The 25,642-nt window shown below is 67.4% G+C and carries 22 protein-coding genes; 9 read left to right on the top strand and 13 right to left on the bottom strand.

All coding sequences use genetic code 11. The annotated features are described in order from the left end of the window. The first annotated feature begins 2 nt into the window (after positions 1-2). Positions 3-902 carry a LysR substrate-binding domain-containing protein gene (locus NQ036_RS07180; protein ID WP_257047810.1) on the top strand — a complete coding sequence of 300 codons (900 nt, stop codon included), beginning with the start codon at positions 3-5 and terminating at the stop codon, positions 900-902. A 50-nt stretch (positions 903-952) separates the two neighbouring features. Here NQ036_RS07180 and NQ036_RS07185 read toward each other — a convergent pair whose 3' ends face one another. Then, a complete protein-coding gene (locus NQ036_RS07185) occupies positions 953-2,320 on the bottom strand; it encodes an MFS transporter (protein ID WP_257047811.1) in 1,368 nt (455 codons plus the stop codon). 283 nt (positions 2,321-2,603) lie between these two features. On the opposite strand from NQ036_RS07185, the gene NQ036_RS07190 reads away from it, so the two are divergent. The 3 genes from NQ036_RS07190 to cls all read left to right on the top strand — a co-directional run bounded on the left by NQ036_RS07190 (position 2,604) and on the right by cls (position 6,176). Then, entirely contained in the window at positions 2,604-3,782 is a 1,179-nt protein-coding gene (locus tag NQ036_RS07190; protein WP_257047812.1) for an acyl-CoA dehydrogenase family protein, read from the top strand. A gap of 55 nt (positions 3,783-3,837) precedes the next feature. Continuing rightward, positions 3,838-4,617, top strand: a complete 780-nt coding sequence (gene fabG, locus NQ036_RS07195; RefSeq protein ID WP_257047813.1) for a 3-oxoacyl-ACP reductase FabG — start codon at positions 3,838-3,840, stop codon at positions 4,615-4,617. Between the two features lie 71 nt (positions 4,618-4,688). Next, on the top strand, positions 4,689-6,176 hold the full coding sequence (gene cls, locus NQ036_RS07200) for a cardiolipin synthase (RefSeq protein WP_257047814.1): 1,488 nt from the start codon (positions 4,689-4,691) through the stop codon (positions 6,174-6,176). 16 nt (positions 6,177-6,192) lie between these two features. On the opposite strand, the gene NQ036_RS07205 is transcribed toward cls, so the two are convergent. The 4 genes from NQ036_RS07205 to NQ036_RS07220 all read right to left on the bottom strand — a co-directional run bounded on the left by NQ036_RS07205 (position 6,193) and on the right by NQ036_RS07220 (position 10,706). After that, positions 6,193-7,392: a YihY/virulence factor BrkB family protein gene (locus NQ036_RS07205; RefSeq protein WP_257047815.1), complete on the bottom strand. Its 1,200-nt coding sequence runs from the start codon at positions 7,390-7,392 to the stop codon at positions 6,193-6,195. Between the two features lie 151 nt (positions 7,393-7,543). After that, positions 7,544-8,491, bottom strand: coding sequence for an electron transfer flavoprotein subunit alpha/FixB family protein (locus tag NQ036_RS07210; protein WP_257047816.1), 948 nt, complete (start codon positions 8,489-8,491; stop codon positions 7,544-7,546). Between the two features lie 26 nt (positions 8,492-8,517). Then, positions 8,518-9,309: an electron transfer flavoprotein subunit beta/FixA family protein gene (locus NQ036_RS07215; RefSeq protein ID WP_257047817.1), complete on the bottom strand. Its 792-nt coding sequence runs from the start codon at positions 9,307-9,309 to the stop codon at positions 8,518-8,520. 149 nt (positions 9,310-9,458) lie between these two features. Then, entirely contained in the window at positions 9,459-10,706 is a 1,248-nt protein-coding gene (locus tag NQ036_RS07220; protein WP_257057981.1) for an acetyl-CoA C-acetyltransferase, read from the bottom strand. 195 nt (positions 10,707-10,901) lie between these two features. On the opposite strand from NQ036_RS07220, the gene NQ036_RS07225 reads away from it, so the two are divergent. Next, positions 10,902-12,077 (top strand): CoA transferase, encoded by a 1,176-nt coding sequence (locus NQ036_RS07225; RefSeq protein WP_257057984.1) that lies wholly within the window; start codon positions 10,902-10,904, stop codon positions 12,075-12,077. A gap of 7 nt (positions 12,078-12,084) precedes the next feature. On the opposite strand, the gene NQ036_RS07230 is transcribed toward NQ036_RS07225, so the two are convergent. Further along, positions 12,085-12,840, bottom strand: a complete 756-nt coding sequence (locus NQ036_RS07230) for an SDR family oxidoreductase (RefSeq protein ID WP_257047822.1) — start codon at positions 12,838-12,840, stop codon at positions 12,085-12,087. A gap of 72 nt (positions 12,841-12,912) precedes the next feature. Continuing rightward, positions 12,913-13,647: a hypothetical protein gene (locus tag NQ036_RS07235; protein ID WP_257057987.1), complete on the bottom strand. Its 735-nt coding sequence runs from the start codon at positions 13,645-13,647 to the stop codon at positions 12,913-12,915. A gap of 25 nt (positions 13,648-13,672) precedes the next feature. Here NQ036_RS07235 and NQ036_RS07240 point away from each other — a divergent pair, with 25 nt between their 5' ends. After that, positions 13,673-14,557: a DUF5926 family protein gene (locus tag NQ036_RS07240; RefSeq protein WP_257047824.1), complete on the top strand. Its 885-nt coding sequence runs from the start codon at positions 13,673-13,675 to the stop codon at positions 14,555-14,557. Then, on the top strand, positions 14,557-15,516 hold the full coding sequence (pheA, locus tag NQ036_RS07245) for a prephenate dehydratase (RefSeq protein ID WP_257057989.1): 960 nt from the start codon (positions 14,557-14,559) through the stop codon (positions 15,514-15,516). The genes NQ036_RS07240 and pheA overlap by 1 nt, the downstream gene beginning before the upstream one ends. A gap of 14 nt (positions 15,517-15,530) precedes the next feature. Here pheA and NQ036_RS07250 read toward each other — a convergent pair whose 3' ends face one another. From NQ036_RS07250 to NQ036_RS07265, 4 genes are all read right to left on the bottom strand, one after another. Further along, entirely contained in the window at positions 15,531-16,484 is a 954-nt protein-coding gene (locus NQ036_RS07250; protein ID WP_257057992.1) for an NAD(P)-dependent oxidoreductase, read from the bottom strand. Further along, complete coding sequence (locus NQ036_RS07255; protein ID WP_257047827.1) at positions 16,481-17,293, bottom strand: enoyl-CoA hydratase; 813 nt, start codon at positions 17,291-17,293, stop codon at positions 16,481-16,483. The genes NQ036_RS07250 and NQ036_RS07255 overlap by 4 nt, the downstream gene beginning before the upstream one ends. A 41-nt stretch (positions 17,294-17,334) precedes the next feature. Further along, entirely contained in the window at positions 17,335-17,889 is a 555-nt protein-coding gene (locus tag NQ036_RS07260; protein WP_257047828.1) for a MarR family winged helix-turn-helix transcriptional regulator, read from the bottom strand. An 81-nt stretch (positions 17,890-17,970) separates the two neighbouring features. Further along, the gene (locus tag NQ036_RS07265; RefSeq protein ID WP_257057994.1) at positions 17,971-18,204 is read right to left on the bottom strand and encodes a hypothetical protein; all 234 of its coding nucleotides are present in this window, start codon (positions 18,202-18,204) and stop codon (positions 17,971-17,973) included. 230 nt (positions 18,205-18,434) lie between these two features. Here NQ036_RS07265 and NQ036_RS07270 point away from each other — a divergent pair, with 230 nt between their 5' ends. Next, positions 18,435-20,138 carry a Na+/H+ antiporter gene (locus NQ036_RS07270; protein WP_257057996.1) on the top strand — a complete coding sequence of 568 codons (1,704 nt, stop codon included), beginning with the start codon at positions 18,435-18,437 and terminating at the stop codon, positions 20,136-20,138. Positions 20,139-20,245: 107 nt separating this feature from the next. Next, positions 20,246-22,849, top strand: a complete 2,604-nt coding sequence (gene clpB, locus NQ036_RS07275; protein ID WP_257047832.1) for an ATP-dependent chaperone ClpB — start codon at positions 20,246-20,248, stop codon at positions 22,847-22,849. Between the two features lie 120 nt (positions 22,850-22,969). Here clpB and NQ036_RS07280 read toward each other — a convergent pair whose 3' ends face one another. Beyond that, on the bottom strand, positions 22,970-23,776 hold the full coding sequence (locus NQ036_RS07280) for an exodeoxyribonuclease III (RefSeq protein ID WP_257047833.1): 807 nt from the start codon (positions 23,774-23,776) through the stop codon (positions 22,970-22,972). Positions 23,777-24,236: 460 nt separating this feature from the next. Next, positions 24,237-25,508: a biotin synthase BioB gene (gene bioB / locus NQ036_RS07285; RefSeq protein ID WP_257057998.1), complete on the bottom strand. Its 1,272-nt coding sequence runs from the start codon at positions 25,506-25,508 to the stop codon at positions 24,237-24,239. Positions 25,509-25,642 lie beyond the last annotated feature (134 nt).

Below are 25,642 nucleotides of genomic sequence, written 5' to 3' on the forward strand. Positions count from 1 at the left end.
TCATGGAAGTTCAACAGGCCCGTGCCTTCCTGACTGTTGCCCAGGAACTGCACTTCGGCCGAGCCGCCGAACGACTGGGTATGGCGCAGCCCCTGCTATCGCGGACCATCCGGGCATTGGAGGAGGATCTGGGCTGCTCTCTGTTCGCCCGGACCACCCGCAGTGTCGCGCTGACCTCCACCGGATACGCCCTGCTGGACCCGGCCCGGCGCCTGCTGGACGATGAGCGGGAGGCCAGGGAGGTGGTGCGCAGGGCCACCAGTGGTCAGGCCGGGTTCGTCCGGTTCGGCTTCTCAAATGTCTCCTCGAAGTCCCTGGCTGCCCGCCTGGTGGCCCAGGTGCGGCTGCGGTATCCGGGGATCGAGTTCGAACTGCACTCCACAGTCTTCGCTGAGGAGGGGGTGGCCGAACTGATCTCCGGGGGGCTGGACCTGGCGCTGGTGCGCTGGGCTGCACAGCCGCCCGGCGTCTCTGGGCGCCCCGTGCTCGTCGAACACCCGGCGGTGGCCCTGCCCACCGGGCACAGGCTGGCGGGGCGGAAGAGTCTGCGCATCGCCGAGCTGGCCGATGAGGACTTCGTGATGCTCCCGGCCCATCCGAACTCGAGCCTGCGCGAAACCGCCCTGCGGCTGTGCCTGAAAGCCGGGTTCTCCCCGCACGTGGTGCAGGAGGCACCCGATTCCCAGACCGTCACCGCACTGGTCTCGGCGGGATTGGGGGTGACGATCACCTCGGATTCGGTGGTGACCGGCAGCCGTGAACCGGATATGGTCACGGTGCCCATCGACGATGAGTCCGAGGCGAATCTGCTCTACCTGGCGCATCCGCGCGAGCGGGTCGAGCCCGCCCTGGCCACGGTGCTCGACGTGGCCGCCGAGGTCCTGCCCACCCTGGCCCGGTAGACCGCTCCGCCCCGGCTCGATGGGGCCGGGGCGGGCAATTCGGGGAGGGGTCAGGAGGCCTGCAGCTCGGCCTCGTCGGCCAGCTCGGCCTTCGAGGACTCGGCTGCGTTCCAGCCGGTCAGGCGCAACAGGATGATCGTGCAGATCAGCGATACCAGCGCGTAGACGGCGGAGAGCACTGCCACCGGCACAATGCTGCCGGTGGAGGTGAAGAGCCACTGGGCGATCGCCGGGGTGCCGCCGCCGATCGTCATCGAGCACAGCTGGTAGGACAGCGAGATGGCCGAATAGCGCACCCGGGTGGGGAAGGCGCGGGCCACGATTCCGCCGATTGCCGCATAGAACAGCGAATGGGGGATCGTCGCCAGGCACATGCCCAGCAGGGCCAGTCCGAACTTGCCGGTCTCGATCGCGAAGAACATCAGCGGCATGAGGATGAATTCGGGGACGACCATCCAGAAGATCGCCTTGCGCATGTCCTTGACCCGGCTGACGATCACGGCGCCGAAGGGCTGGACCATGAACTGCACGATCAGGCCCAGGGTGACCACTCCGAGGAACGTCGACTTGTCGAAGGCCCAGCTGTGCGCGCTGCTCGTCGCCCAGGAGGTGGCGAAGGTGGTCTTGAGGTAGGTGACCTGGACCAGCGGCATGGCGCCGGCGCCCAGCAGAACCAGCACCCAGTGCTTGCGGATGACTTCGAACAGGGGGATCTTGACGGTATCGTCCTGTTCCTTGACCGCCTGCATGGTCTCCGACTCCTCCAGCTTGAGTCGGATCACCAGGCCCACGATGACCAGCACCACGGATGCCAGGAAGGCGTAGCGCCAGCCCATCATGACGAATTGCGGGGTGGGCAGGAAGGCCAGGAAGAAGAACACCGCCGAGGACAGCAGATTACCCGCCGGTGAGCCCTGCTGGGCGAATGCCGAGTACAGGATTCCCTTGCCCTTGGGCGCGTTCTCGCTGGCGATGAGGACGGCGCCGCCCCATTCGCCTCCCACTGCCACGCCCTGGATGACCCGCAGGCAGGTCAGCAGGATCGGGGCCAGGATGCCGATCTGCGCATAGCCGGGCAGTAGACCGACCACCGTCGAGGAGATGCCCATGATCATCAGGGTGACGATCAGTGTGGCCTTGCGGCCGTACTTGTCCCCGAAGTGCCCGAAGATGATCCCGCCCAGGGGGCGGGAGATGAAACCGGCCCACAGCGTGACGAAGGACAACAGGGTGCCGACGCCGTCGGGCAGGGAGTCGGGGAAGAAGAGCTTGCCGAACACCAGCGCGGAGGCGGTGCCGTAGATGTAGAAGTCGTACCATTCGATGGTAGTGCCGATGAAGGCCGCGATACCTGCGCGTCTGGCCTTCTTGGCCTGGTCGTTCTCCGGTATCGCCGGAGTTGATGGAGCCGTTGCCATGGAATCCTCTTTTCGGGCGGCAGTGCCCTTAATGCTTCATTGCGCGATTGCGTGGGGCGGTTCGTGACTGGCGCAACGTTAGGGGCGTCGTGTGGCGGGGGCAAATAACCACGATGACTGGTCGATAACCTGCTGTTATGACCTCGGAACGCACTGGTCGTACGATCGCAATCACGGTATGCTTACCGATAAAGCATAAATCACATCGCCACTTATGCGAACTGCACATGAAACGGTGGTGAGTCGAACCAGGGCCAACGACGGTCCAGGAGAGGGAGCCCAGATGGATGCAACAGAACTCGACGACGTCCTGGCCACGGTCCGCGCCTTCGTCCGTGAGAAGATCGTGCCACTGGAATTGCAGATCGAAGAAGACGATGCGTTCCCACAGGAGATCATCGACGAATCCGCCGAACTCGGCCTGTTCGGTTGGGCCCTGCCGGAGGAATACGGCGGCCTGGGGATGAACGCGGTCCAGGACGCGCAGCTGGCCTTCGAACTGGGCTACACGACGCCCTCCTTCCGCTCCCTGTTCGGCACCAACAACGGCATCGCAGGGCAGGTGCTGGTCAACTACGGCACCCCGGAACAGAAGGAGCAGTGGCTGCCCCGGCTGGCCTCGGGCGAGGTCGTGGCCAGCTTCGCGCTGACCGAACCGGAAGCCGGCTCCGACCCCTCGGGCCTGCGCACCGCCGCCGTTAAGCGCACCGCCACAGACGGCGGTTCCGAATACGTCATCAACGGTTCCAAGCGCTTCATCACGAACGCGGAATCCTCCGATGTGCTCATGGTCTTCGCCCGCACCGATCCGAACGCGGCCGGGTCCAAGGGCATTTCCGTGTTCCTCGTGCCCACCAAGACCCCCGGCGTGACTGTGGGCCCGCACGATCACAAGATGGGCCAGGCCGGAGCCTGGACCTCGGAGATCTTCTTCGACGACGTCGTCGTGCCGGAGGCCAATCTGATCGGCGGGGAAGAGGAGAAGGGCTTCTACGCGGCCATGGCCTCGCTGAACAAGGGCCGTCTGCACATCGGCGCGATCTGCGTGGGCCAGGCCCAGCGGATCCTCGACGAGACCGTCACCTACGCCCAGGACGCCAAGCAGGGCGGCAAGTCGATCGCCCGCTTCGAACTGGTCCAGGGGATGCTGGCCGATATGTACACCGACACCGCGGCCGCCCGTGCCCTGGTGCTCGCCGCAGCCCAACGCTGGGACGAGGAGACGGACCGCAAACTGGGCCCGTCCTCGGCCAAGCTGTTCGCCTCCGAGGCCCTGGGCCGAGTGGCGGATGCCGGCGTGCAGGTCCACGGCGGGATGGGCTATATGCGCGAGACCACGGTCGAGCGCTTCTACCGCCACGCCCGCCTGTTCCGCATCTACGAGGGCACCTCGGAGGTCCAGCGCACGGTGATCGCCCGGCAGCTGGGCAAGGGCGCGCACAAGCCCGTGCTCGGACTCTGACTCACCGAACCCCTGTGACACCCACCCCACGAACGAACCATTTGGAGGAGACAATATGAGCGCACCCATCGGAATCAAGGACCTGCTGGGCGGCAAGGTCGCCGTCATCACCGGCGGCGCACAGGGCCTGGGCCTGGCGATCGCCAAGACCCTGGTGAACTCCGGGGCCAAGGTGGTCCTCGGCGATATGAACGCCGAGGGCGTGGCGGCCGCCGCCACCGAACTGGGCGGGGACTCCGTCGCGGTCGGCGCGGTGTGCAATGTGGTCGACCTGGCCGCCGTGCAGGCCCTGGCCGACACCGCGCAGGAGGCCTTCGGCGGCATCGACATCTGGATCAACAACGCAGGCATCACCCGCGACGCCACGATCCGCAAGATGACCGAGGAGCAGTTCGACCAGGTCATCTCCGTGCACCTGCGCGGCACCTGGAACGGCCTCAAGGTCGCCACCGGCATCATGCGCGCCCAGGTCGACGCGGGCACCCACACCGGCGGAGCGATCGTCAACCTCAGCTCGATCTCCGGCAAGGTCGGTAATCTGGGCCAGTCGAACTACTCGGCCGCCAAGGCCGGCATCGTCGGCATGACCAAGGCCGTGGCCAAGGAAGTCGCGTTCAAGAACGTGCGCGTCAACGCGATCCAGCCCGGCTTCATCAACACCGCGATGACCGCCGCGATGCCAGAACATGTGATCGAGAAGAAGCTCGCGGAGATCCCGATGGGCCGCCCCGGCGAACCCGAAGAGGTCGCCTCGGTCGTGCTGTTCCTGGTCAGTGATCTGGCCAGCTACCTGACCGGTTCGGTCACGGAGATCACCGGCGGCCGCTACATGTGAGGCGTGTCCCGGCAGACGACCGCCCTGTGCGGCGGCCGTCTGCCGGGGCGACTGCATAGACTGGGTTCAGTATGGACATCTGGACCCTGTTGCCCTTCTCCCCGGAGTGGTCGCCGCTGGTGATCGCGACCCTGGTGCTGCCCGATCTGGTCATCCGCGTTGTGGCCCTGGCCTGGCTGCCCTACCGCCGTAAGCCCAGTGTGGCACTGGGATGGCTGATGGCGATCTTCCTCATCCCCTATATCGGCATTTTGACCTTCCTGTTCATGGGCTCGACCCATCTGCCGCACAAGCGGCGGGATCGGCAGCGCACCATCACCGAACTGACCCGTGCGCAGACCCAGGGCACCGCGATCATCGGCGAGCACGGGCTGCCCGAGCATCTGGCCACCGCCGCACAGCTGAATTACTCGCTGGGCGCCCTGCCGATGACCCACGGCAATGATTTCCGGCTGCTCACGGACAACAACGCGGCGATCGGCCGGATGGCCGAACTGGTCCGCGGGGCCACCGCCTATGTCCACTTCTGCTTCTACATCGTGGCCGAGGACTCGACCAGCGAGCCGTTGATCGACGAGCTGGTCGCCGCCCACCGCCGCGGCGTGCGGGTGCGGATGCTCATCGACCACATCGGCTCGCTGGGCTACCCGGGGTATCGGCGGCTGGTCCGCCGGCTCGACGCCGAGGGCATTCGCTGGCGCAGGGCACTGCCGGTGCGCCCCTGGCTGGGCGAATACCAACGCCCCGATCTGCGCAATCACCGCAAGATCCTGGTCGTCGACGACCGGGTGGCCGTCACCGGCAGTCAGAACATCATCGACCACACCTACAACCTGCGCAGGAACCTGCGGGCGGGCTTCGTGTGGAAGGACCTGATGATCGAGGCCACCGGTCCGGTGGTGGTGGAACTGGACACCGTGTTCGGCTCCGACTGGTATTCGGAGACCGGCGAGATCCTGACCGAGGACCTGCAACTGTCCGTGGTCGGTGGACAGCAGGGCCAGGGGGTGCTCGCCCAGGTGGTGCCCAGCGGGCCGGACTTCCCCCTGGAGAACAACCTGCGGCTGTTCAACCACTTGATCTACAACGCGAACCACCGGATCGTCATCTGCTCGCCCTATTTCGTGCCGGACGAATCGCTGCTGTCGGCACTCATCACCGAGGCCCATTCCGGCACGGACGTGCGCATCTACGTGGGGGAGTCGAGTAATCACGGGATCGTGCAGCGGGCCCAGGAATCCTATTACGAGGAACTGGCCGAGGCCGGCGTGCACATCATGCGCTACCCGGCGCCCACCGTGCTGCACGCGAAGTTCCTGCTGGTCGACGACGAGGTCACAGTGATCGGCTCGTCGAATATGGATCAGCGCTCCTTCGCCCTGTGCCTGGAGGTCTCCACCTTCGTCGTCAGCCACGATTTCACCGCCGAGCTCTACGCCTTCGAAGAGGCCGAGCTGCGCACGCGGTCCACGGAACTGGACCTGGCCCGATGGCGCAGGCGCTCGGTGTGGAAGAAGAGCCTGGAGAACGTGTCACGGTTGGCCAGTTCGCTGTTGTGAGGGGTGCGCCAGGGCCCTAGCGGTCGGGGCGCGGGCGCCGGTCGGCATCCCGGCCCCTGGCCCAGAAGTCGCGGATCCGGACCCGGCCGACCGAGGTGCCCGAACTGGCGCGCAGGGAGGCGCCCATGGTCGAGAACGTCGATTCGCGCTGATTGTGGTTCAGCTGCCGCTTCTGTGCCCGGGTTGAAACCCAGATCCGCGATTCGGCCGGGACCCCGCCCAGCAGCTGTTTGGCGCGCACCAGTTCCGCATCGTAAAGCGCCCCGAAGACCAGGCAGGAATTCGACAGCCAGACCCACATGAGCAGCACCATAATCGCAGCCAGGGACCCATAGGCGGTGGTGAACAGGTGGAATTCCACAATGGACACCAGCAGCCCGACGCTGATGATCAACCAGCCGACCATGGATATCAGGGTGCCGCCGGTGACCGGGATCAGCCGTGACTGGCGGACATTGGAACTGCCGGCGTAGAGCACCGCGATGATGATGAACATGCAGGCCGCGGCACCGGGGAAGCGCAGGATCTGCCAGGTCAGGACCAGTCCGGGCGTGACCCCGGCGCGTGCCAGGAAGTCGCCCTTGGCGATGATGAGGGTGATGACGGCGACCAACAGTGGCAGGATCACCAGGGTCAGGATGAAGCCCTGAGACCGCCGGGTCCAGAAGCCCCGGCCCTCGGTGATGCCGTAGGCCTGGTTGACGAAGGTGCCGAAGGCGGCGACGTATTTGCCCGCCGACCACAGGGACAGGACCAGGCCGACGATGAAGATTACCAGGTCGGCGTGGGAACGGGCCAGGGAGTTCACCGGCTCGGCCAGCCGCATCACCTCGGGGTTGCCGGTCACGCGCACCAGCCAGCTGAGCACATTGGCCACCGATGATTCGCCGCGGCCGAACAGGCTGAAGGTCGAGACGATGACGCCGCCGGTGGGGATGACGGCCAGGAGCAGGTAGAAGGACAGGGTGGCGGAGGAATCGACCCGGCGCTCGTCGATGAAGCGCTGACTGGTCCGGCCCAGGGCGTAGAACCTGGCCAGGGGAGTCAGCCGGGGCCCTGGCGTGGTGAAGTCGCTGATGCGCTGCCTGGTCCGGTCCCTGACCGAGGCGCCGACGGGTCCCGGCAGTGCGGCCTCGGCCCTTGCCTCCATCGCCTCGGCACTCAGCGGAGGGTGCTCGGCATGCGTCAGCAACCGGGCGCTACGTCTCTCCTTCACCACCACAGTCTATGTGCCCTCAACCCGGCGGTGGCTCCACAAATGCACGAGTGGCCCGAAAACTCACGAGTTTTCGAGCCACTCACGTAAGTGTGGAGCCACCGTCAGGCGCGGGCACCCAACTTGCGTGCCCACGCCCAACGTTACAGACTCACTTGCGGGCGTTGACCGCTTCCGTGGCCTGCGGCAGGACGGCGAACAGATCGCCGACCACGCCGAAGTCGGCCAGCTCGAACATCGGCGCGTCCTCGTCCTTGTTCACGGCGACGATGTTCTTCGAAGTCTGCATGCCCGCCCGGTGCTGGATGGCACCGGAGATACCGGCTGCCACGTACAGCTGCGGGGAGACGACCTTGCCGGTCTGCCCCACCTGGTTCGAGTGCGGGTACCAGCCGGCGTCCACCGCGGCGCGCGATGCGCCGACGGCAGCACCCAGTGAGTCCGCGAAGGCCTCGACGGGGGAGAAGTCGCCACCGGTGCCGCGGCCGCCGGAGACGATGATCTGCGCGTCGAGCAGGTTCGGACGGCCCGAGGCCGGCTTCTCCTCGACGTTGACGATCGTCACGGACTTGGCGGCATCGCTGACGGTGATGTCGACCTCTTCGAGCGCGGCGGCGCCGGCGGCCTCGACCGGGGCGACGGCGTTGCCCTTGATGGCCACGACGGGCGTGCCCTTGACGACCTTGCCCTTGACCGTGTAGGAACCGGCGAACACGGACTGGGTGGCGACCAGGTCGGCGCCCAGTTCGACGGCGTCGGTGATGATGCCGGAGCCGGTCTTGACGGCGGCCAGGGCACCCACTTCCTTACCCTCGGCGGTGGAGGGGACCAGGACGGCGGCGGGCTGCCGGGCCTCGATCAGCGCGGCCAGGGCCTCGCCCTTGGGGGAGACGAGGAATTCGTCGAAGGCGGGATCCTGGTTGACCAGGACCTTCGCCGCACCGTACTTGCCCAGTTCGGCGGCTGCGGCGGTGGCGTCGCCGGCGCCCAGGAAGACGGCAACGGGTTCGCCGATGCCTGCGGCGGCGGTGAGCAGCTCGAAAGCGGACTTGGCGACGGCGTCGCCGGAGTGTTCGACCAGAACGAGAACTTCAGACATTGTCATATACCTCTTTCGCTACTTCCTCAGACCAGCTTCTTCGCGGCCAGCCATTCGACCAGCTTGGTGCCGCCATCGCCCTCGTCGGTGATGATCTCACCGGCGGTGCGGGCCGGGCGCTCCGCGACCTCGACAACCTGCGTCGTGGCACCGGCACGGCCGACCTCGGAGGCGGCGACGCCCAGATCGGACAGATCGTATTCCGCGATCTTCTTGCGCTTGGCGCCGAGGATGCCCTTGAAGGAGGGGTAGCGTGGTTCATTGGTCTGGTCGGTGACCGAGACCAGGGCCGGCAGCGCCGCCTCGAGGAACTGCGAGGAGGTGTCGCCGTCGCGACGGGCGTTCACGGTGGTCCCGGAGACGGTCACCTGGGAAACCTGGGTGAGTGCGGGCAGGCCGGAGAGTTCGGCGACCAGGGTCGGGACGACGGACATGCCGGCATCGGTCGAGGCGAAGCCGGTGAGGACCAGATCGATGGGGCCCTCGTCCTCGGCGACCTGCTTGAGAGCTGCGGCCAGGACCCGGGCGGTGCCGATCGCGTCCGAGGCGTCGAGCGCATCGTCGTTGACGTGCACGCCCTTGGTGGCGCCCATCTGCAGAGCCTTCTTGACCGCGTCCTTGGCGTCGTCGCCGCCGACGGTCAGTGCGATGACCTCGGCTGACTTGTCGCCGCCGGTGATCTTGAGGGCTTCTTCGACCGCGTACTCGTCCAGCTCGGACAGCAGCCCGTCGACGCTGCGGTCGACGGTGTTATCGGATTCGAAGGTACGGTCGCCGGCTGCGTCCGGGACGTACTTGACAAAAGTGACAATCCTCATGTGGGGTTTTCATCCTTCCTGAGAAACCGTGGCCTGATGGACCGCTCCTGCAAGTGGCGGACGCATCGTGCCCTATCAGCTTATCAATCGTTCAGTGGTTTGTCAGGGCGGCCTTAGCGGCGCGCCCGGCGGGCGGGACCCGCGCGGCCCTACAAAGCCACGCGCTCCCAGACGGCGGCCAAACCCTGGCCGCCGCCGATGCACATCGTCTCCAGGCCGAAGCGGGACTCGCGGCGGCGCATCTCATGGGCCAGGGTCGCCAGGATCCTGGCGCCCGTGGCGCCCACGGGATGGCCCAGCGAGATGCCGGAGCCGTTGACGTTGAGACGTGCGAAGTCGTCCTTGCCCAGGTCCCATGCCCGGGTGACGGCCAGCGCCTGGGCGGCGAAGGCCTCGTTGAGTTCGATCAGGTCCATATCGGCAAGGCTCAGACCCGCACGGGTCAGAGCCTTGTCGCTGGCCGGCACCGGCCCGATGCCCATGATCCGCGGCTCCACCCCTGCCACAGCCCAGCTGACCAGCTTGAGGACGGGGACCAGCCCGAGCTTCTGCGCGTGTGCGCGGGTCGTGACGATCGTGGCCGCGGCCCCGTCGTTCTGGCCCGAGGCATTTCCCGCGGTCACGGTGGCCGCCGGGTCGACGCCTGCGCGCATCGGTTTGAGCTTCGCGAGCTTCTCCAGGGTGGAATCCGCCCGGATGTGCTCATCGCGGGTGATCTGGGCCTCCGGGGTCTTGCGGGTGGCGGGAATGGTCACCGGGACGATCTCGTCGGCGAACTTGCCCTCCTGAGTCGCGGCGGCGGCCCGACGATGCGATTCGACGGCGAAGGCATCCTGTTCCTCCCTGCCGATGTTGTAGTCCTCGCGCAGGTTCTCCGCCGTCTCGATCATGCCGCCGGCCACGGGGTAGAACTGGCCGCCGGCGGTCTGGCGTCCACGGGCCAGGGAGTCGTGCAGGGTCAGATCGCCGGCCTTGAAGCCCCACCGGGACGTCACATCGTAGATCGGCGCGGAGCTCATCGATTCGGCGCCGCCGGCGATGATGAGGTCAGCCCCACCGGTGGCGATCGCCCCTGCCGCGGTGATGATGGACTGCAGGCCGGAACCACAGCGGCGCTCCAGCTGCATCCCCGGCACCGTGATGGGCAGGCCGGCGTCCAGGGCGATGATGCGGCCCAGGTTGGGGGCCTCGGAGGAGGCGTAGGCCTGGCCGAAGACCACATCGTCGATGGCGTCGGGGGACAGGCCGGAACGTTCGATGACCGCGCGCACCACGGTGGCGCCCAGGGTCTGCGGGGCGATCCCCCTGAACTGTCCGCCAAAGGCGCCGACTCCGGTGCGCAGGGGCTGGCAGACCACGATGTCCTGATCGTGGACGGGAGTACTGGCTTTCGTCATGGGGCCTCCTGGAACGCGCGTGGACCGGCCGGGGACGGCCGGGGAAAGTGTCGTGTGTCCCATCTTATGCACGGGGCGGCAGTACCCGTGCAGGCGTCCCGGGATCCGGGCCGCGGCCTCGGGCGGATGGCGGGCATGACAAGCTTGGTGACGGGGCCCACTGGGGGCCCGGAGAGCGAAAGAGGACGTAGCGAAGTGAACGAAGCCGTGACCCCGGAACCGGACCGCCTGGCAGGACTGCGGGAACGCGGAGGCACCGGCCCTCTGGCCGGGGTGTTGGTCGCAGATTTCTCCCGGGTGCTGGCCGGGCCCTATGCCACGATGCTGCTGGCCGATATGGGTGCCACCGTGATCAAGGTGGAGGGCCCAGTAGGAGACGAGACCCGTTCCTGGCGCCCGCCGGAACACGAGGGCGTGTCGACCTACTACATGTCGATCAACCGCAACAAACTCGATGTGGTCCTGGACTTCGCCGATCCGGAGGATCTGGCCATGGCCCGGGAGCTGGCTCGGCGGGCCGATGTGGTGGTGGAGAACTTCAAGGTCGGGGGACTGGCCAAGTTCGGCCTGGATTACGATTCGGTGGTCCAGGACAATCCGAACGTCGTTTACGCCTCGCTGACCGGGTTCGGGCCGTCCTTCAAGCGTCCCGGCTACGATCTGCTGATTCAGGGGCTGTCCGGCTATATGAGCCTGAACGGGGAACCGGACGGGGAACCGACCAAGTCCGGCTTCGCGGTGTTCGACGTCGTCACCGGACTGCACACGGCCCTGGGCATCGTGACGGCGCTGCGCCACCGCGATCTGACCGGACAGGGCCAGCACGTCGAAACGAATCTGCTGTCCTCGGCGCTGTCGGGCATGGCCAATCAGACGGGGGCCTATGCGGCGGCCGGAGTGGTGCCCACGCGGATGGGCAATGAGCACCCCAGCCTGTACCCCTACGCGCCGTTCCCCACCGGAGCCGGGGAACTCATCCTGGCGGTGGGCAATGATCGGCAGTTCGCCGCACTGTGCTCGGTGCTGGGCTGTGAAGAGCTGCTCGACGATGAGCGTTTCGTCCACAATCCCGGGCGCACCGCCAACCGCGCGAAGCTGCGGCCCGTGTTGGTGGCGGCGCTGGCGGCCCGCAGTGCCGGCGACTGGTACGAGCCGCTGAGCGCGGCTGGTGTGCCGTGCGCGCCGATCAACGATGTGGCCGGCGGGGTCGATTATGCAGCCTCGATCGGCCTGGAACCGCTGGTGGACATCGACGGAATGCGTTCGATCGCCAATCCCATCCGCCTGTCGGAGACTCCGGCGTCATACGACAGCGCCCCGCCGGCGCTCGACGCCGACGGGGACGCTATCCGCTCCTGGCTGCGCGGCTGAACTCTGCTCAGACGCCGCCGGTCAGGGTGACGCCGCCATCCAGGGCCAGGCACTGCCCGGTGATCCAGGACGCCTCGTCGGACAGCAGGAAGGTGACCGCGTTCGCGATGTCCTCCGGCTCGCCCAGGCGCTTGAGCGGGTACTGGGCGGCGACGGTGTCCTCGCCGGACTCCACCAGCTTCTCCGCGAAGCGCGTCTTGACCACGGCCGGGGCCACTGCGTTGACGCGGACCTTGGGGCCCAGCTCGACGGCCAGCTGCTCGGTGATCTGGATCAGCATGGCCTTGGACGAACCGTAGAAGCCGATGCCCGCCGGCGGCTTCAGCCCGGCGACCGACGCGATGTTGACCACGGAGCCACCGCGTTCGGCGAAGGACGCGCGGTAGAGCTTCTGGATCCAGCGCAGGCTGGCGAGGTCGTTGACCTCGAAGATCTTGCGGGCGGCGCGGTCCTCCAACTCGATCATCGGGCCGTAGGCGGGGTTGATTCCGGTGTTGTTGACCAGCAAGTCGACCGGGCCGAAGGCCTCGGTGACCCGGGCGATGACCTCGTCCTGGTGCTCCGGGTCGTCGCCCTTGCCTGCGACCGCCACGACCTTGGACGGGCCGCCGAGTTCCGCCGCCGCCGCGTCGAGGGCCTCCTGGCCGCGGGCCGTGATGGCCACCCTGGCCCCCTCGTCGACCAGACGGCGGGCGATGGCCAGGCCGATGCCACGGGAGGCGCCCGTGACGATTGCGACCTTGCCGGCGAAGCGTTGCGACATGGTTATCTCCTTTGAAACCTGATTGAACGATTGTTCGGTCAGCTTACAGGGGAGAGTCCTGACGCGTCATCCTCAGACCAGGCTCTGATGTGCCCAGCGGGATTCGGCACCGAAGTCCGGCAACAGCCCCTGCGCCAGCTCGGCGATCGGCTCGGGCACCTGGGCCTCGGCGCCCTCGACCATATAGCCCGCCCGGTGGAAGAACGAGGCGCGAACCGTGGGGATCCGGGTGATGACCTGCGATTTGGTGGGCAGACCCGCGCTGCTGAGCACCTGCGGGATCAGTCCCAGGGCCACGGTTGCGATGCCCCTGCCGCGGTAGGGCATATGCGTGCCCAGCCCGCGCAGGAACACCGCGGTGCGGGTCTCGTCCCCGTCGAACTGCAGGGCGGAGACCACTGCGGCCGCCAACACCGTGCCCGCTCGGTGGACCACGATCCCCGAATCCTGGGGCAGCAGGGTCAGCCCGTCGGGCCGGTCGGCCGGCTGTGCGGCCTCGGGCAGGGCCTGCCCAGCCGCGTCCTCGGCGTCGCCTGCCCCGGAAGCGCCGTGGGCCGTGTCGATGGGTACATCGCCCCCGGTCGAATCAGCGGCAGGGGCGAAGGCGCCCAGCGCTGGGACGAAGGAGTCGACGCCGGCGGCCTGCGCGGCCTCGGCCAGGGAGGCGTTGAGCAGGGCCTCGACCGCCGGCCGGTGCGGGCCGGCCAACAGCTCGAATTCGACGCCGTCGTCGGCCAGCGCCTGGGCGTAGCGGAGGTGGCGCTTGCGGACGGCTTCCGGGCTGAGCCCTGGGAACATAACAGACATACCCCCAGCCTATAGACTTGAGCGCATGGGTAAGAAGTCCAAGAAATCAACAGCAGACATCATCGCCAAGCGCCTGGCCAAGGCGCAGGCCTCCGCCTTCGTCGCCCGCCCGTTCCAGGGCCTGCCGGGCGAACTCGACATCATCAGCCTGCGCGAACTCGTGCCGGCGGCCACCGCCACGGCCAAGCTGACGGAGGAATACGGCGGTGACGAGGTGACTTTCGCCTCGCTGCTGCCAGGGGCCTGGCAGGCCCTGCACCGTGCCGACGGCGTACTGTTGGCCGGCCTGCAGGTCCCCGTGACCAGCCCCGACCCCTCGCGTGACGTGGCCGCCGGCATCCTGGCGGCCAAGGACGCCGAGCCCGGCACCTTCATCGAGGCCGACGGGCAGCCCGGTGCCGGCCCCCGCCTGCAGGACATCCTGGACACCAGCGTGCCCTTCACCGTGTCCGTGCAGTCGACCTTCGACTACTGGCTGCCGGCCGACGAATCCCAGCAGGACGAGGACGTCAAGGCCGCGCTCGAACAGGCCAATGAGGGCATCGCGCCGACCGAGAAGCTGGCGGGCGCGTCCGGGGCCTACTGGACGGAGATGGCCGGGCGCCGCTACGTCCGCTGGGCCCGGCTGGAAGACGAGGACAGGGTCATGGACGGGCTGGCCCGCCTGCACGCCGCCGGCACCGACACCCTGGGCGGCCTGGGCAAGTACCTGGGCTGCTTCCGCGCCCACGGCATCGCGATCCCCGTCTGGGAACTCGAAGGAGACGCCCAGCAGCCCGACGACGTCGACGCGGTGCTGCCGGCCTTCGCCGAGTCCCTGTCCGCTGCGATCGCCTCGGACGAACCGCTGAGCGCAGATGAGCGCCGCGCCCGCGCCGGAGTCGTTTCCCGGCAGCTGACGATCCGCTGATGGAGGCCGCAGCGCACCGGCCGCGGCTGGGCTACCTGGGGCCGGAGGCGACCTTCACCGAGGCCGCCCTGCTGCAGGTCCTGGCCGCGGCCGGCATCGAGGATGCGGTGCGGGTCCCGATGCGCTCCCAGCAGGACGCTCTCGAGGCCGTGGCCGCGGGCACTCTGGACGGTGCTGTGGTGCCCATCGAGAACTCCCTGGAGGGCGGGGTGCCCGCCACCCTCGATTCACTGGCCCGGTTCGAGCAGCTGCGCATCACCGCAGAGACCCTGGTCGCCGTGCAATTCGTCATTGCGGCACGGCCCGGGGTGGCACTGGCGGACGTGACGTCGTTCTCGACTCATCCGCACGCCGAGGCCCAGACCCGCTCCTGGATCGCCGCGCACCTGCCGGCCGCGCAGTACCTGCCCGCGACCTCGACCGCGGCGGCGGCCATGGACCTGGGCGCAGACGCCGCAGGCGAACTCGAATATCAGGCCGCCATCTGCCCGGCGCTGGCCGCGCAGTCCTACGGTCTGGAAGTCCTGGGCGAGAACATCGGGGACCGCACCGACACCGTCACCCGTTTCGTCTTGGTCCGTCCGGCGGGCCATCTGCCGGCGCCCACGGGCTCGGACAAGACGACGGCGGTCGTGGCCCTGGCCAGCGACCGGGCGGGCGCCCTGTTGGAGATGCTCGAACAGTTCTCGGCCCGCGGGGTGAACCTCTCGCGGATCGAGTCGCGTCCCACCGGCGACGGCCTGGGGCTCTACCAGTTCTCGATCGACGCGGCCGGCCACGTGGCCGAACCCCGGATGGCCGAGGCCCTGGGCGGGGTCTACCGGTTCGCCCGGAACGTGCAGTTCCTGGGTTCGTATCCGGCCGCCGACGGGGCCAAGGTCACAGTCGACGCGCGCACCACGGCGCAGGCCTTCGGCGATGCCGCGGCCTGGCTCGGACGGATCCGGGAAGTAGGGTAACCGGCGCTGCGCGCTCAGTCCAGTGCCGCGCTCAGGCCGTCGACGGGATCGACGAAGAGCAGGCGGCCCAGCCGGGTCAGCTCGTAGGTGCGCGAGGCGGTGATCCAGACGACCGCCGGCAGTGGCCAGCGGTGCGCCCGCTTGCCCCAGGCCAGCCCGCGCTGGGCCGCCCTTGCCTTGACCCTGGCCAGATCCGCCGGTTGGGCGTCCACCTTCACCGGCTCCAGGCCGGCCCTGGCCATCAGGGGGTTGACCACGTGCTCGGGTAGGTAGGCGCTGGGGTCGGCGACGTTGACCGGGCCGGTGACCTCCGGATGTTCCAGGCCCGCCAGGACGGCGGACACCAGGTTCTCCGGAGCGCACAGGCTCACCGGTTCCCGCCCGCCACCGGGCAGTGCCAGCACGTCCTTGTGCGTATGGGCACCGATGAATGGCACCAGATAGGGATCGCTGTGATCCCAGGGCGCGTAGACCGGCGCCGGGCGCAGGATGAGGGAATCGCGGTGAACCCGGGAGATGACCGCCTCGGCCTGCGCCTTCGAGGCCTGATAGGGGCTCAGATACCGCACCTGTTCGACCGGGCCGGCCTCTTCGAACAGTTCCTCGTGTGGGACCTGCGGATCGTAGACGGCGGTCGTCGACAAGTGGATCAGGCGACTGGCTGCGAAGGCGTCGACCACCGCGCGGGTGCCGGTGACGTTGACGGCGTGGAAGGACTCGGGCGCGGGTTCGGGCGTACCGGGCACCCGCGGGGTCAGGGCGGCAGCGTGCACCACGGCCGGCCGGCGCTCTGCCAGGGACCGGATCGCCGCGGGGGCGGGGCCGGTCAGATCCCAGTCCACATGGGTGATTCCCGCGATGCCGGGGTCGGTGCGGCCCACACTGGTGACCAGGTGGCCCCGGGAGACCAGGGCGCGGGCGATCAGGCCCCCCAGAAATCCGGAGGCGCCGGTGACGACGACGTTCATGCCCCGCGGTGTTCCCAGACCGGCTCGCGCTTGCTCAGGAAGGCGTCGATGCCCTCCTGGGCGTCGTGCTCGATGGCGTTGTCGGCCATCACCTGGACGGTCTGGGCGTAGGCCTCCGTGGTCGACAGGGAGATCTGATCGTAGAAGGCCCGCTTGCCGATGCTCACGGTCGCACTCGAGGCCTCGGAGATGGTCCTGGCCAGCTCCAGGGTGACCTCGTCGAGTTCGGTTGCAGCGGCCAAGTGCGAGACCAGACCGAACTGGTAGGCCTGCTCGGCGGAGATCATCTCACCGGTCAGCAGCATCCGCATGGCCTGCTTGCGCGGCACCGCACGGGACAGGGCGACCATCGGGGTCGAACAGAACAGGCCGATGTTGACGCCGGGGGTGGCGAACCTGGCCGCTTCCGAGGCGACTGCCAGGTCTGCGGTCGCCGCCAGCTGGCACCCGGCGGCGGTGGCCACGCCCTGGACCTTGGCGATTACGGGCTGGGGGATGTGCTGGATGAGCTGCATCAGGGCGGAGCAGGTGTAGAACAGCTCCTGCTGCTGCGGGTGGGCGGCACCACGGATCTGCTTGAGGTCGTGGCCGGAGGAGAAAACGTGTCCGGTCGACTGCAGGATGATGACGCGCACATCGGTGCGCTTGCCCAGCGCCCGGAAGGTGGAGCTGAGGCTGTTCATCATCTGTAGGCTCAGCGCATTGCGCGTGGCCGGGTCGTTGAGGGTGACGGTCGCAATCGGTCCCGTGACGTCGAGGAGGACGAGCGCGGATGCGTCCGTGGGCTGGGGTGTCTGCTCATCGGTCATGGTCATAGTCTGTCACGAACCCGGCGGAGTGTCCGCAGGGCTCACCCCTTGGGGCGGACCCGGACCTGCTTGGTTCCCCGGTGGACGTGCTCGGCCGGGCGCTGGAGGTCGTCGTGGGTCAGGGCGTCGACCAGTTTCTGCGATGCGCGGGTGATCGCCTCCAGTTCCGCAGAATCCAGCCCCAGGCGCGCGCGCATCTGGGTGGGGACGTCCTTGGCGGTTGCGCGCAGCTCGATGCCGGCGCGGGTCAGGTGGATGTAGCGGCGGCGCTCGTCGTTGGGGTCGGGCACGCGGGTGACCAGATCGCGCTTCTCCAGCCGGCGCAGCAGCAGGGTCAGGGTGGCCATCTCGAAGTTGAGCAGCTTGGCCAGGTCGGAGGCCGAAATGCCGGAGTCCCCGGTGCCGGCGGCCGAGGGATTGTCCTGCCAGTGGTCCCACAGGGCCAGCATTACGAGGTACTGCGGATGCGTCAGGCCCAGCGGCTCCAGCGGCCCCTTGTACGCCTGCACCAGGAGGCGCGATGCCACCGTGATGGGGAAGCAAAGCTGCTGGTCAAGGTGTAAATCGTCGGTCTGATCGGATGTCTCTGTGCCCATGGGTATCATCTTAGTTCGCCTCCCAGACGACGGTCCCCCTGGTGCGCGCACCAGGGGGACCGTCGTCTGGGGATTCAGGGCTCACTTGCCGAGGTGGCGCTCCATCCACGGGATGAACTCCACGCCGGTGAACAGTGCCAGGCAGAAGCTGAGCAGACCGCCGGTGAGGTACCAGGCCTCCAGGGGGTCGTCGCCCTGTCCCGCGATCCCGCCGAAGAGGTAGAAGGAGAGGAGGAGGAAGACCGCCATTAGCACGACGCCGATGATGGTGATCCAGGTGTTGTGGTTGCCCTTGTAAGCGCCGACTTGCGCCATGGTGACTCCTTGTCGATTCGGATGAGTCGGCACACGGGTACCGACTGTGGACATTCGATATCTCAGTATAGGCGGTGGGAAAAACAACGGAAATGTTCGTCTGATGGAATGAATCAGGAGCCGAGTGACTTGTACTTATAGGATTTTTTGCGCCCCGTGACGTCCGTTCTGCCGGTTCGTCGCGTGCGGGCGCCGGAGGACACGGGTAGTCGGGGGAAGGGGAGAGCTGTATGTCGATGATCGTCCTGCTGATTCTGCTGGGGATGGGCACGGTGATAGTCGTCGGGGTCGGCGAACGCCTGTCGCTGCCGTGGCCGGCCCTTATGGTCTTTCTGGGGACGGCCATCGCACTGATCCCGGGGATGGAGAAGGTTCACATCGAATCGGAGCTCATCCTCCCGATCTTCCTGCCGCCCCTGTTGTACGCCACCGCGCAGCGGACCTCGTGGATGCTCTTCCGCTCCACCTGGCGTTTCATCCTGTTCCTGGCCGTCGGCCTGGTGGCGGCGACGGTGGCGATCGTGGGCGCCTCGGCGGTCTGGCTGATACCGGGCATCGGCGTGACGGCCGCGATCGCGCTGGGCGCCATGGTCTCCCCACCCGACCCGGTGGCGGTCGAGGCGGTTTCGGCCTCGGCTCCGCTGCCGCGCAAGATCCAGCAGGTGTTCCAGAGCGAGGGGCTGTTCAACGATGCGGCCGCCCTGGTGATCTTCCAGCTGGCGGTGTCGGCGACCGTCGCAGGGGAGAAACTGAACTTCGGCTGGCTGACCGCGCGATTCGTGATCTCCGCTGTGCTGGCCGTGGTGGTGGGCTTCGTCATGGCCTTCCTGGTCAAGTGGCTCATGAAGTTCTCGCACAATACGGTCGCCCGGTCCACTGCGCAGTTGGTCATGCCCTTCGCCGTGTACCTGGTGGCCGAACACGTGGGTGCTTCCGGGGTCATCGCCGTCGTCGTCGCCGCACTGGAGACGCGACGCCAGGATGTGGCAGAACGCGCGGAGGAGCGCGTGATGCAGGAGGCGACGTGGAGTGTCCTGGAGATGCTCATCACGGGTGTGGCCTTCGGGCTGATCGGCATCGAGCTGCGTGCGACGATCATGGATACGAACGTCAATCTGTGGGAGGCCGCACGCGCGGGCCTGGTCATCTCACTGTTCATGATCATCCTGCGCTTCCTGTGGATCGGCGTGGTCATGCTCCTGGTCGACCGCAAGGCGCAGAAGCAGTTCGGCCTGAAGAACTACCTCAAGGGCGTGACGATCATGACCTGGGGCGGGATGAGGGGACTGGCGACCCTGGCGCTGGCGCTGTCGCTGCCGATGACCACGGCGGACGGATCACCCTTCCCCGGCCGCGATGCGATGCTGATGGTCGTGGTCATGGTCCTGGGCGTGACCCTGCTGGGTGCGGGGCTGAGTTTCCCCGCTGCCGTCCGCAAGCTCAGCGTGGTCGCGAAGAACGAACACAAACAGGAGCAGATGATCGCGGCCAGGGCCAGGCGCGCCTCGCTCAACGCGCTCAAACACGCAGATGACGTGCCGGAGGAGATCCGCGAGGAGCTGCGCGCCCGTCTGCGCACCCTGCAGATCCAACTGGCCGGCGGCGATGAGGGGGTCGAACGCGAGGCCACCCTGAAGAAGATCCAGAAGCACAACGCGGTCTTCGCCAAGTACCAGACGCTGTCGCTCAATGCGGCCCGCGCCGAGGTGCTGCGGTGCCGTGGGGAGCGCGGAGTCGACCCCGAGGCGGCCGACCAGGTGATGCGCCGGCTGGACCTGCAAACGGTGCTGTTGGGCGACTCCACTCCCACCATGACACTGCCGCTGGTCCGCCCGCGTCCCGCAGCGCGCAAGGCGGCTGCCAAGGCCGCGCCCCCGGCGGATGCGACGAAGGATCCCAAGGCCGCGCCGAGGGGACCGGCGGGCGAGAAATAGTGGGTTGAGCGGAATAGACTCAACTTTTCTGGCGTTGGACTGAGCAGACTGAGACAATCAGAGACGATAGAACTCACGAGGTTCAGAACCTGGAAGGGGGAGTCCAGATGGACGCCAAACTCACGACGAAGTCGCAGGAGGCACTGCAGACCGCCGTACAGGACGCCACAACGCGTGGCAATGCCCAGCTGCAGCCGGAACACCTGCTGCGCGCACTACTGGAACAGGAGGGCTCGATCGCGGCATCGCTGATCGAGCACCTGGGGGCCGATCCCCGTGCCCTGGCGGCGCGGTCGGGTGAACTGGTCGCGGAACTGCCCGCGGCCTCGGGCGCCACGGTGAACAATCCGCAGATGGGGCGCAACACCCTGCTGCTGATCCAGAACGCGGAGAAGGAGATGCAGGGGCTGGGCGACCAGTTCGTCTCCACCGAACACCTGCTCATCGCGGCGACCGCGGACCAGGGCGGGGTGGGCGAGCTGCTGCGTGCGGCCGGAGTCACCCGCGATGGCCTGCTCGAGGCCCTGCCCGGCATCCGCGGGGGCCGCAAGGTCACCAGCGAGAACCCGGAGGAGACCTTCCAGGCCCTGGAGAAGTACGGCACGGATCTGACGGCCGCCGCCCGCGAGGGCAAGCTGGACCCCGTGATCGGCCGCGACTCGGAGATCCGCCGGGTGGTCCAGGTGCTCAGCCGCCGGACCAAGAACAACCCGGTGCTGATCGGCGAGCCCGGTGTGGGCAAGACCGCGGTGGTCGAAGGACTGGCCCAGCGGATCGTCGCCGGCGACGTCCCCGAGTCCCTGCGCGATAAGACGCTCATCAGCCTCGACCTGGGTTCGATGGTCGCCGGTGCGAAGTACCGTGGCGAATTCGAGGAGCGCCTCAAGGCAGTGCTCGAGGAGATCAAGAACTCCGACGGCCAGGTCGTGACCTTCATCGACGAGATCCACACGGTGGTCGGCGCCGGTGCCACGGGCGATGGCTCCATGGACGCCGGCAATATGCTCAAGCCCATGCTGGCCAGGGGCGAGCTGCGCCTGGTGGGTGCGACGACCCTGGACGAATACCGCGAGAACATCGAAAAGGACCCCGCCCTGGAGCGCCGGTTCCAGCAGGTCTTCGTGGGCGAGCCCAGTGTCGAGGACACCGTGGCCATCCTGCGCGGGCTCAAGGAGCGCTACGAGGCCCACCACAAGGTGACGATCTCGGACTCCGCATTGGTCGCAGCCGCCAGCCTGTCCAATCGCTATATCACCGATCGGCAGCTGCCGGATAAGGCTATCGACCTGGTCGACGAGGCCGCCAGCCGTCTGCGCATGGAGATCGACTCCGCCCCGGTGGAGATCGATCAGCTGCGCCGTTCCGTGGATCGGTTGAAGATGGAGGAGATGGCGCTGTCGAAGGAGACCGACGAGGCCTCCAGGGAACGCCTGGCCGCACTGCGGACCGATCTGGCGGACAAGCAGGAGGAGCTCGCCGGGCTCAACGCCACCTGGGAGACCCAGCGGGCCGGGCTGAATCGGGTCGGTGATCTGAAGAAGAAGCTCGACGATCTCCGCGGACAGGCCGAAATCGCGCGCCGCGACACCGACCTGGAGACCGCCAGCCGTCTGCTCTACGGCGAGATCCCCGCTGTGGAGAAGGAGATCGCCGCGGCCGAGGCCGAGGACGCACAGGGCGAGGGGACCGGGTCCCGGATGGTCAATGAACAGGTCGGGCCCGACGACATCGCCGAAGTCGTCTCAGCCTGGACCGGCATTCCCGCCGGGCGCCTGTTGCAGGGCGAGCGCGAGAAGCTGCTGCACGCCGAGGAGATCATCGGGCGTCGGCTGATCGGCCAGTCCGCTGCGGTGGCGGCCGTCTCCGATGCGATCCGCCGGTCGCGTGCCGGGGTGTCCGATCCCGATCGTCCCACGGGTTCGTTCCTGTTCCTGGGTCCCACGGGCGTGGGCAAGACCGAGCTGGCGAAGTCCCTGGCGGACTTCCTGTTCGAAGACGAGCGCTCGCTGGTGCGCATCGATATGAGCGAGTACGGGGAGAAGCACTCCGTGTCCCGCCTGGTCGGTGCGCCCCCGGGATACGTCGGCTACGAAGAGGGCGGCCAGCTGACCGAGGCCGTGCGGCGCAGGCCGTATTCGGTGGTGCTGCTCGATGAGGTCGAGAAGGCCCATCCGGACGTCTTCGACATCCTGCTGCAGGTCCTCGACGACGGTCGACTGACCGATGGGCAGGGGCGCACGGTTGACTTCAGGAACACGATTCTGATCCTGACGTCGAACCTGGGCTCGCAGTTCCTGGTCGATCAGTCCCTGAGCGCCGAAGAACAGCACAAGGCGGTCATGGAGGTCGTCAACCGCTCGTTCAAGCCGGAGTTCCTCAACCGGCTCGACGATGTGGTGATGTTCGACGCGCTGTCCACGGACGAACTGGCCCGCATCGTCGATCTGCAGATCGCCTCGATGCAGGCACGGCTGTCCGAGCGCAGGCTGACTCTGCAGGTCAGCCCCGCTGCCAGTGAATGGCTGGCACTGGAGGGCTATGACCCTGCGTACGGCGCGCGTCCGCTGCGGCGCCTGGTCCAGCGCGAGATCGGCGACAAGCTGGCCCGCGAGATCCTCTCGGGGACCGTGCGCGACGGCGATACCGTGGTGGTGGACCGGCCCAATGAGTTCGACGGCCTGACGATCACGGCCGAGCACGTGGAGGGCTGATCGGGCGGACCGAGTCGGTCGTCCGGACACACGGCGGCCCCGGGAACCTTCCGGTTCCCGGGGCCGCCGTGTGTCCGGACGTGTGTGTCCCGTGCATTCTGGGCGGACGGGCCCGCCGGATCAGTCCGCGTAGTCGACGATGACGGGCGCATGGTCCGAGGCGCCTTTGCCCTTGCGCTCGTCGCGGTCGATCAGCGCGGCGGTGGCACGTTCGGCCAGGGCGGGGCTGGCCAGCTCGAAGTCGATGCGCATCCCCTTCTTCTTGGGGAAACTCAGGCCCTTGTAGTCCCAGAAGGTATAGACGCCGGGACCGGGCGTGAAGGGACGGGTGACCTCGCGCAGGCCGGTGTCCAGCAGTTCTTGGAAGGCCCGGCGTTCGGGTTCGGAGACGTGGGTGGCGCCGTCGAATTCGGCCATGTCCCAGACATCCATGTCCAAGGGCGCGACATTGAAATCGCCGACCAGGCAGAACTGTGCGGTGGGATCGGTCCGCAGGGTGGTGGCACAGACATCGCGGAGTCGGGCCAGCCAGTCGAGTTTGTAGGCGTAGTGCGGGTGGGTCAGTTCCCGGCCGTTGGGTACGTAGAGGGAATACACGCGTACTCCGTCGCAGACGGCGGAGATCGCCCGCGCCTCCGCAGGGGCATCGGGCCCCCAGCCCTCCGGGCCGAAGCCCGGCATATCGGCGAACCCGATCTGCGGGTCCTCCAAACCCACCCGGGAGGCCACGGCCACGCCGTTCCACTGGTTGAGCCCGTGGAAGGCCACTTGGTAGCCGCGGGAGGTGAAGACCTCTTCGGGGAACTGCTCGTCCTTGCACTTGAGTTCCTGGATCGCCAGAACGTCGACCTCGGAACGGTCGAGGAAGGCCCCGATCCGTTCGGCTCTGGCCCTGACGGAGTTCACATTCCACGTCGCTATTCGCATCCATCCAGTCTACTGGCGGTCGGACCGTCCGGGATGGGGCGCGGGGCCGGCCGGGCAGTGGCCCTCGGATGCGGCCGCGGATGACGGGAATGTATGGCGGCGATGACATTCAGGTGAATCGCCTATGGGATTCGACTCGGAACAGAATGTGAGTTTCTTGAGTATTCTGGTTCGACTCGGGTGCTGAGCGCTCACATACGATGTTTTTCCAGGTCAAAAGGTTATTGAACGAATTAAATTACCTTTTGGCCACTTGTCATCGGACGACTGTTCGGGTTATGGTTATACCGGTTCATTTGGTGGGGATCGAATGGACCATGGACGTGTGGGGATGCGTCCAAGGTACTCGAGGGGAGTGCCGATTGCGACCCCGGGTTGAGCATTGCGCTCCCCGGGGTCGCTTTTCATTCATCGGTCTTTTCGCTGCTCGGGGCGTCGACGCCGGGAACGGGACGGCGCCTCAGGAATTGGGTGGCGCCTCGGTCCCGGCGCCACGGGTGCGGATCGCAGGAATCAATACGCGTCCGTCCCCGGTTGCACGGGTCGCCCCTGGGCCGTTGGGCACCGGCCTGCCGCACGGCATCGGGGAGTGCGTGTTTCCGGTTTCGTCCGCGGGTCGGGCCGGTCCTTGTGCGGCCTCACCGGGTTCGGTCGCGGCCGCGTGGGCTGCCCGGTGCGCCGCCAGTTCGGCGCGCAGGCCCGGGGTATCGGTCTGGCCCACGACCTCGAATCCACCGTCGACGATCATGTCGAGGTCGGCCTGCGCGTCCTGGCCCTCGCTGGTCAGGTAATCGCCCAGGAACAGGGAGTTCGCCACGTGCAGGCTCAGCGGCTGCAGGCTGCGCAGGTGGAGCTCACGGCCGCCGGCGATCCGCAGTTCCCGATCAGGGCACATGAGGCGCACAACCGCCAGGATCAACAGGCTGCGGCGGGGATCGAGCTCGTTCGTTCCGGCCAGGGGTGTGCCGTCGAAGGGGATGAGGAAGTTCACCGGGATCGAATCGGATTCGATCGCGCGCAGTGCCGTAATCGCCTCGACGAGCTGTTCATCGGTTTCGCCCATGCCCACGATCAGGCCCGAACACGGAGAGAGCCCGGCGTCCCTGGCGCGGTCCACGGTGTCCACCCTGTCATCGTATGAATGTGTGGAGCAGATGTCGGGGTAGTGCGAGCGCGCTGTATTGAGGTTGTGGTTGTAGGCGTCGACCCCCGCTGCGGCAAGGCGTTCGGCCTGTCCGTCCTTGAGTAGTCCCAGGCAGGCGCAGACCTCGACCGAGGGATTCTCCTCCTTGATCACACCGACCATATCGGCGACCCGGTTGACGTCGCGATCCGTCGGCCCGCGCCCCGAGGCGACCAGGCAGACCCGGCTGGCCCCTCCGGCCAGCCCGAAGCCCGCCTGCCTGGCTGCCTCCGTGGGCTTCAGCCATGAGTACTTGAGAACCCCGGCACCGGAGTTCAGGCGCTGGGAGCAGTAGCCGCAGTCCTCCGGGCACAGGCCGGACTTGAGGTTGACCAGATAGTTGACCTTGACCAGGTTGGCGAAGAAGGCCCGGCGGACGCGCCCGGCCGCGTGGACTGCGTCGAGTAGGGCGGAATCGGGTAGTCCCAGAATGTCCAGGGCCTCGTCGGCAGTGGCGGGGGAGCCCTGAATGGCGCGGGTGGCGATGGCCTCGAGGTCCGGGGAATCGCCCGGGGCCGATGGTGTGTGCGCTTGTCGTGTGAGTGTCATGCCCACACTATTGAACACCGTTCAGGACTGCGTCAACTTAGGTCATGAACACTGTTCAGGGGACTCTTCCGGACTCGGTCCGGGCGGCGAGTCTGAGTCCCGCCTGCGCACACGGGGATCCCCATCCAAATAGA

Origin of the sequence: Brevibacterium sp. 91QC2O2 (assembly GCF_024580695.1) — a bacterium.
In the GTDB taxonomy this organism is placed as follows: domain Bacteria; phylum Actinomycetota; class Actinomycetes; order Actinomycetales; family Brevibacteriaceae; genus Brevibacterium; species Brevibacterium moorei.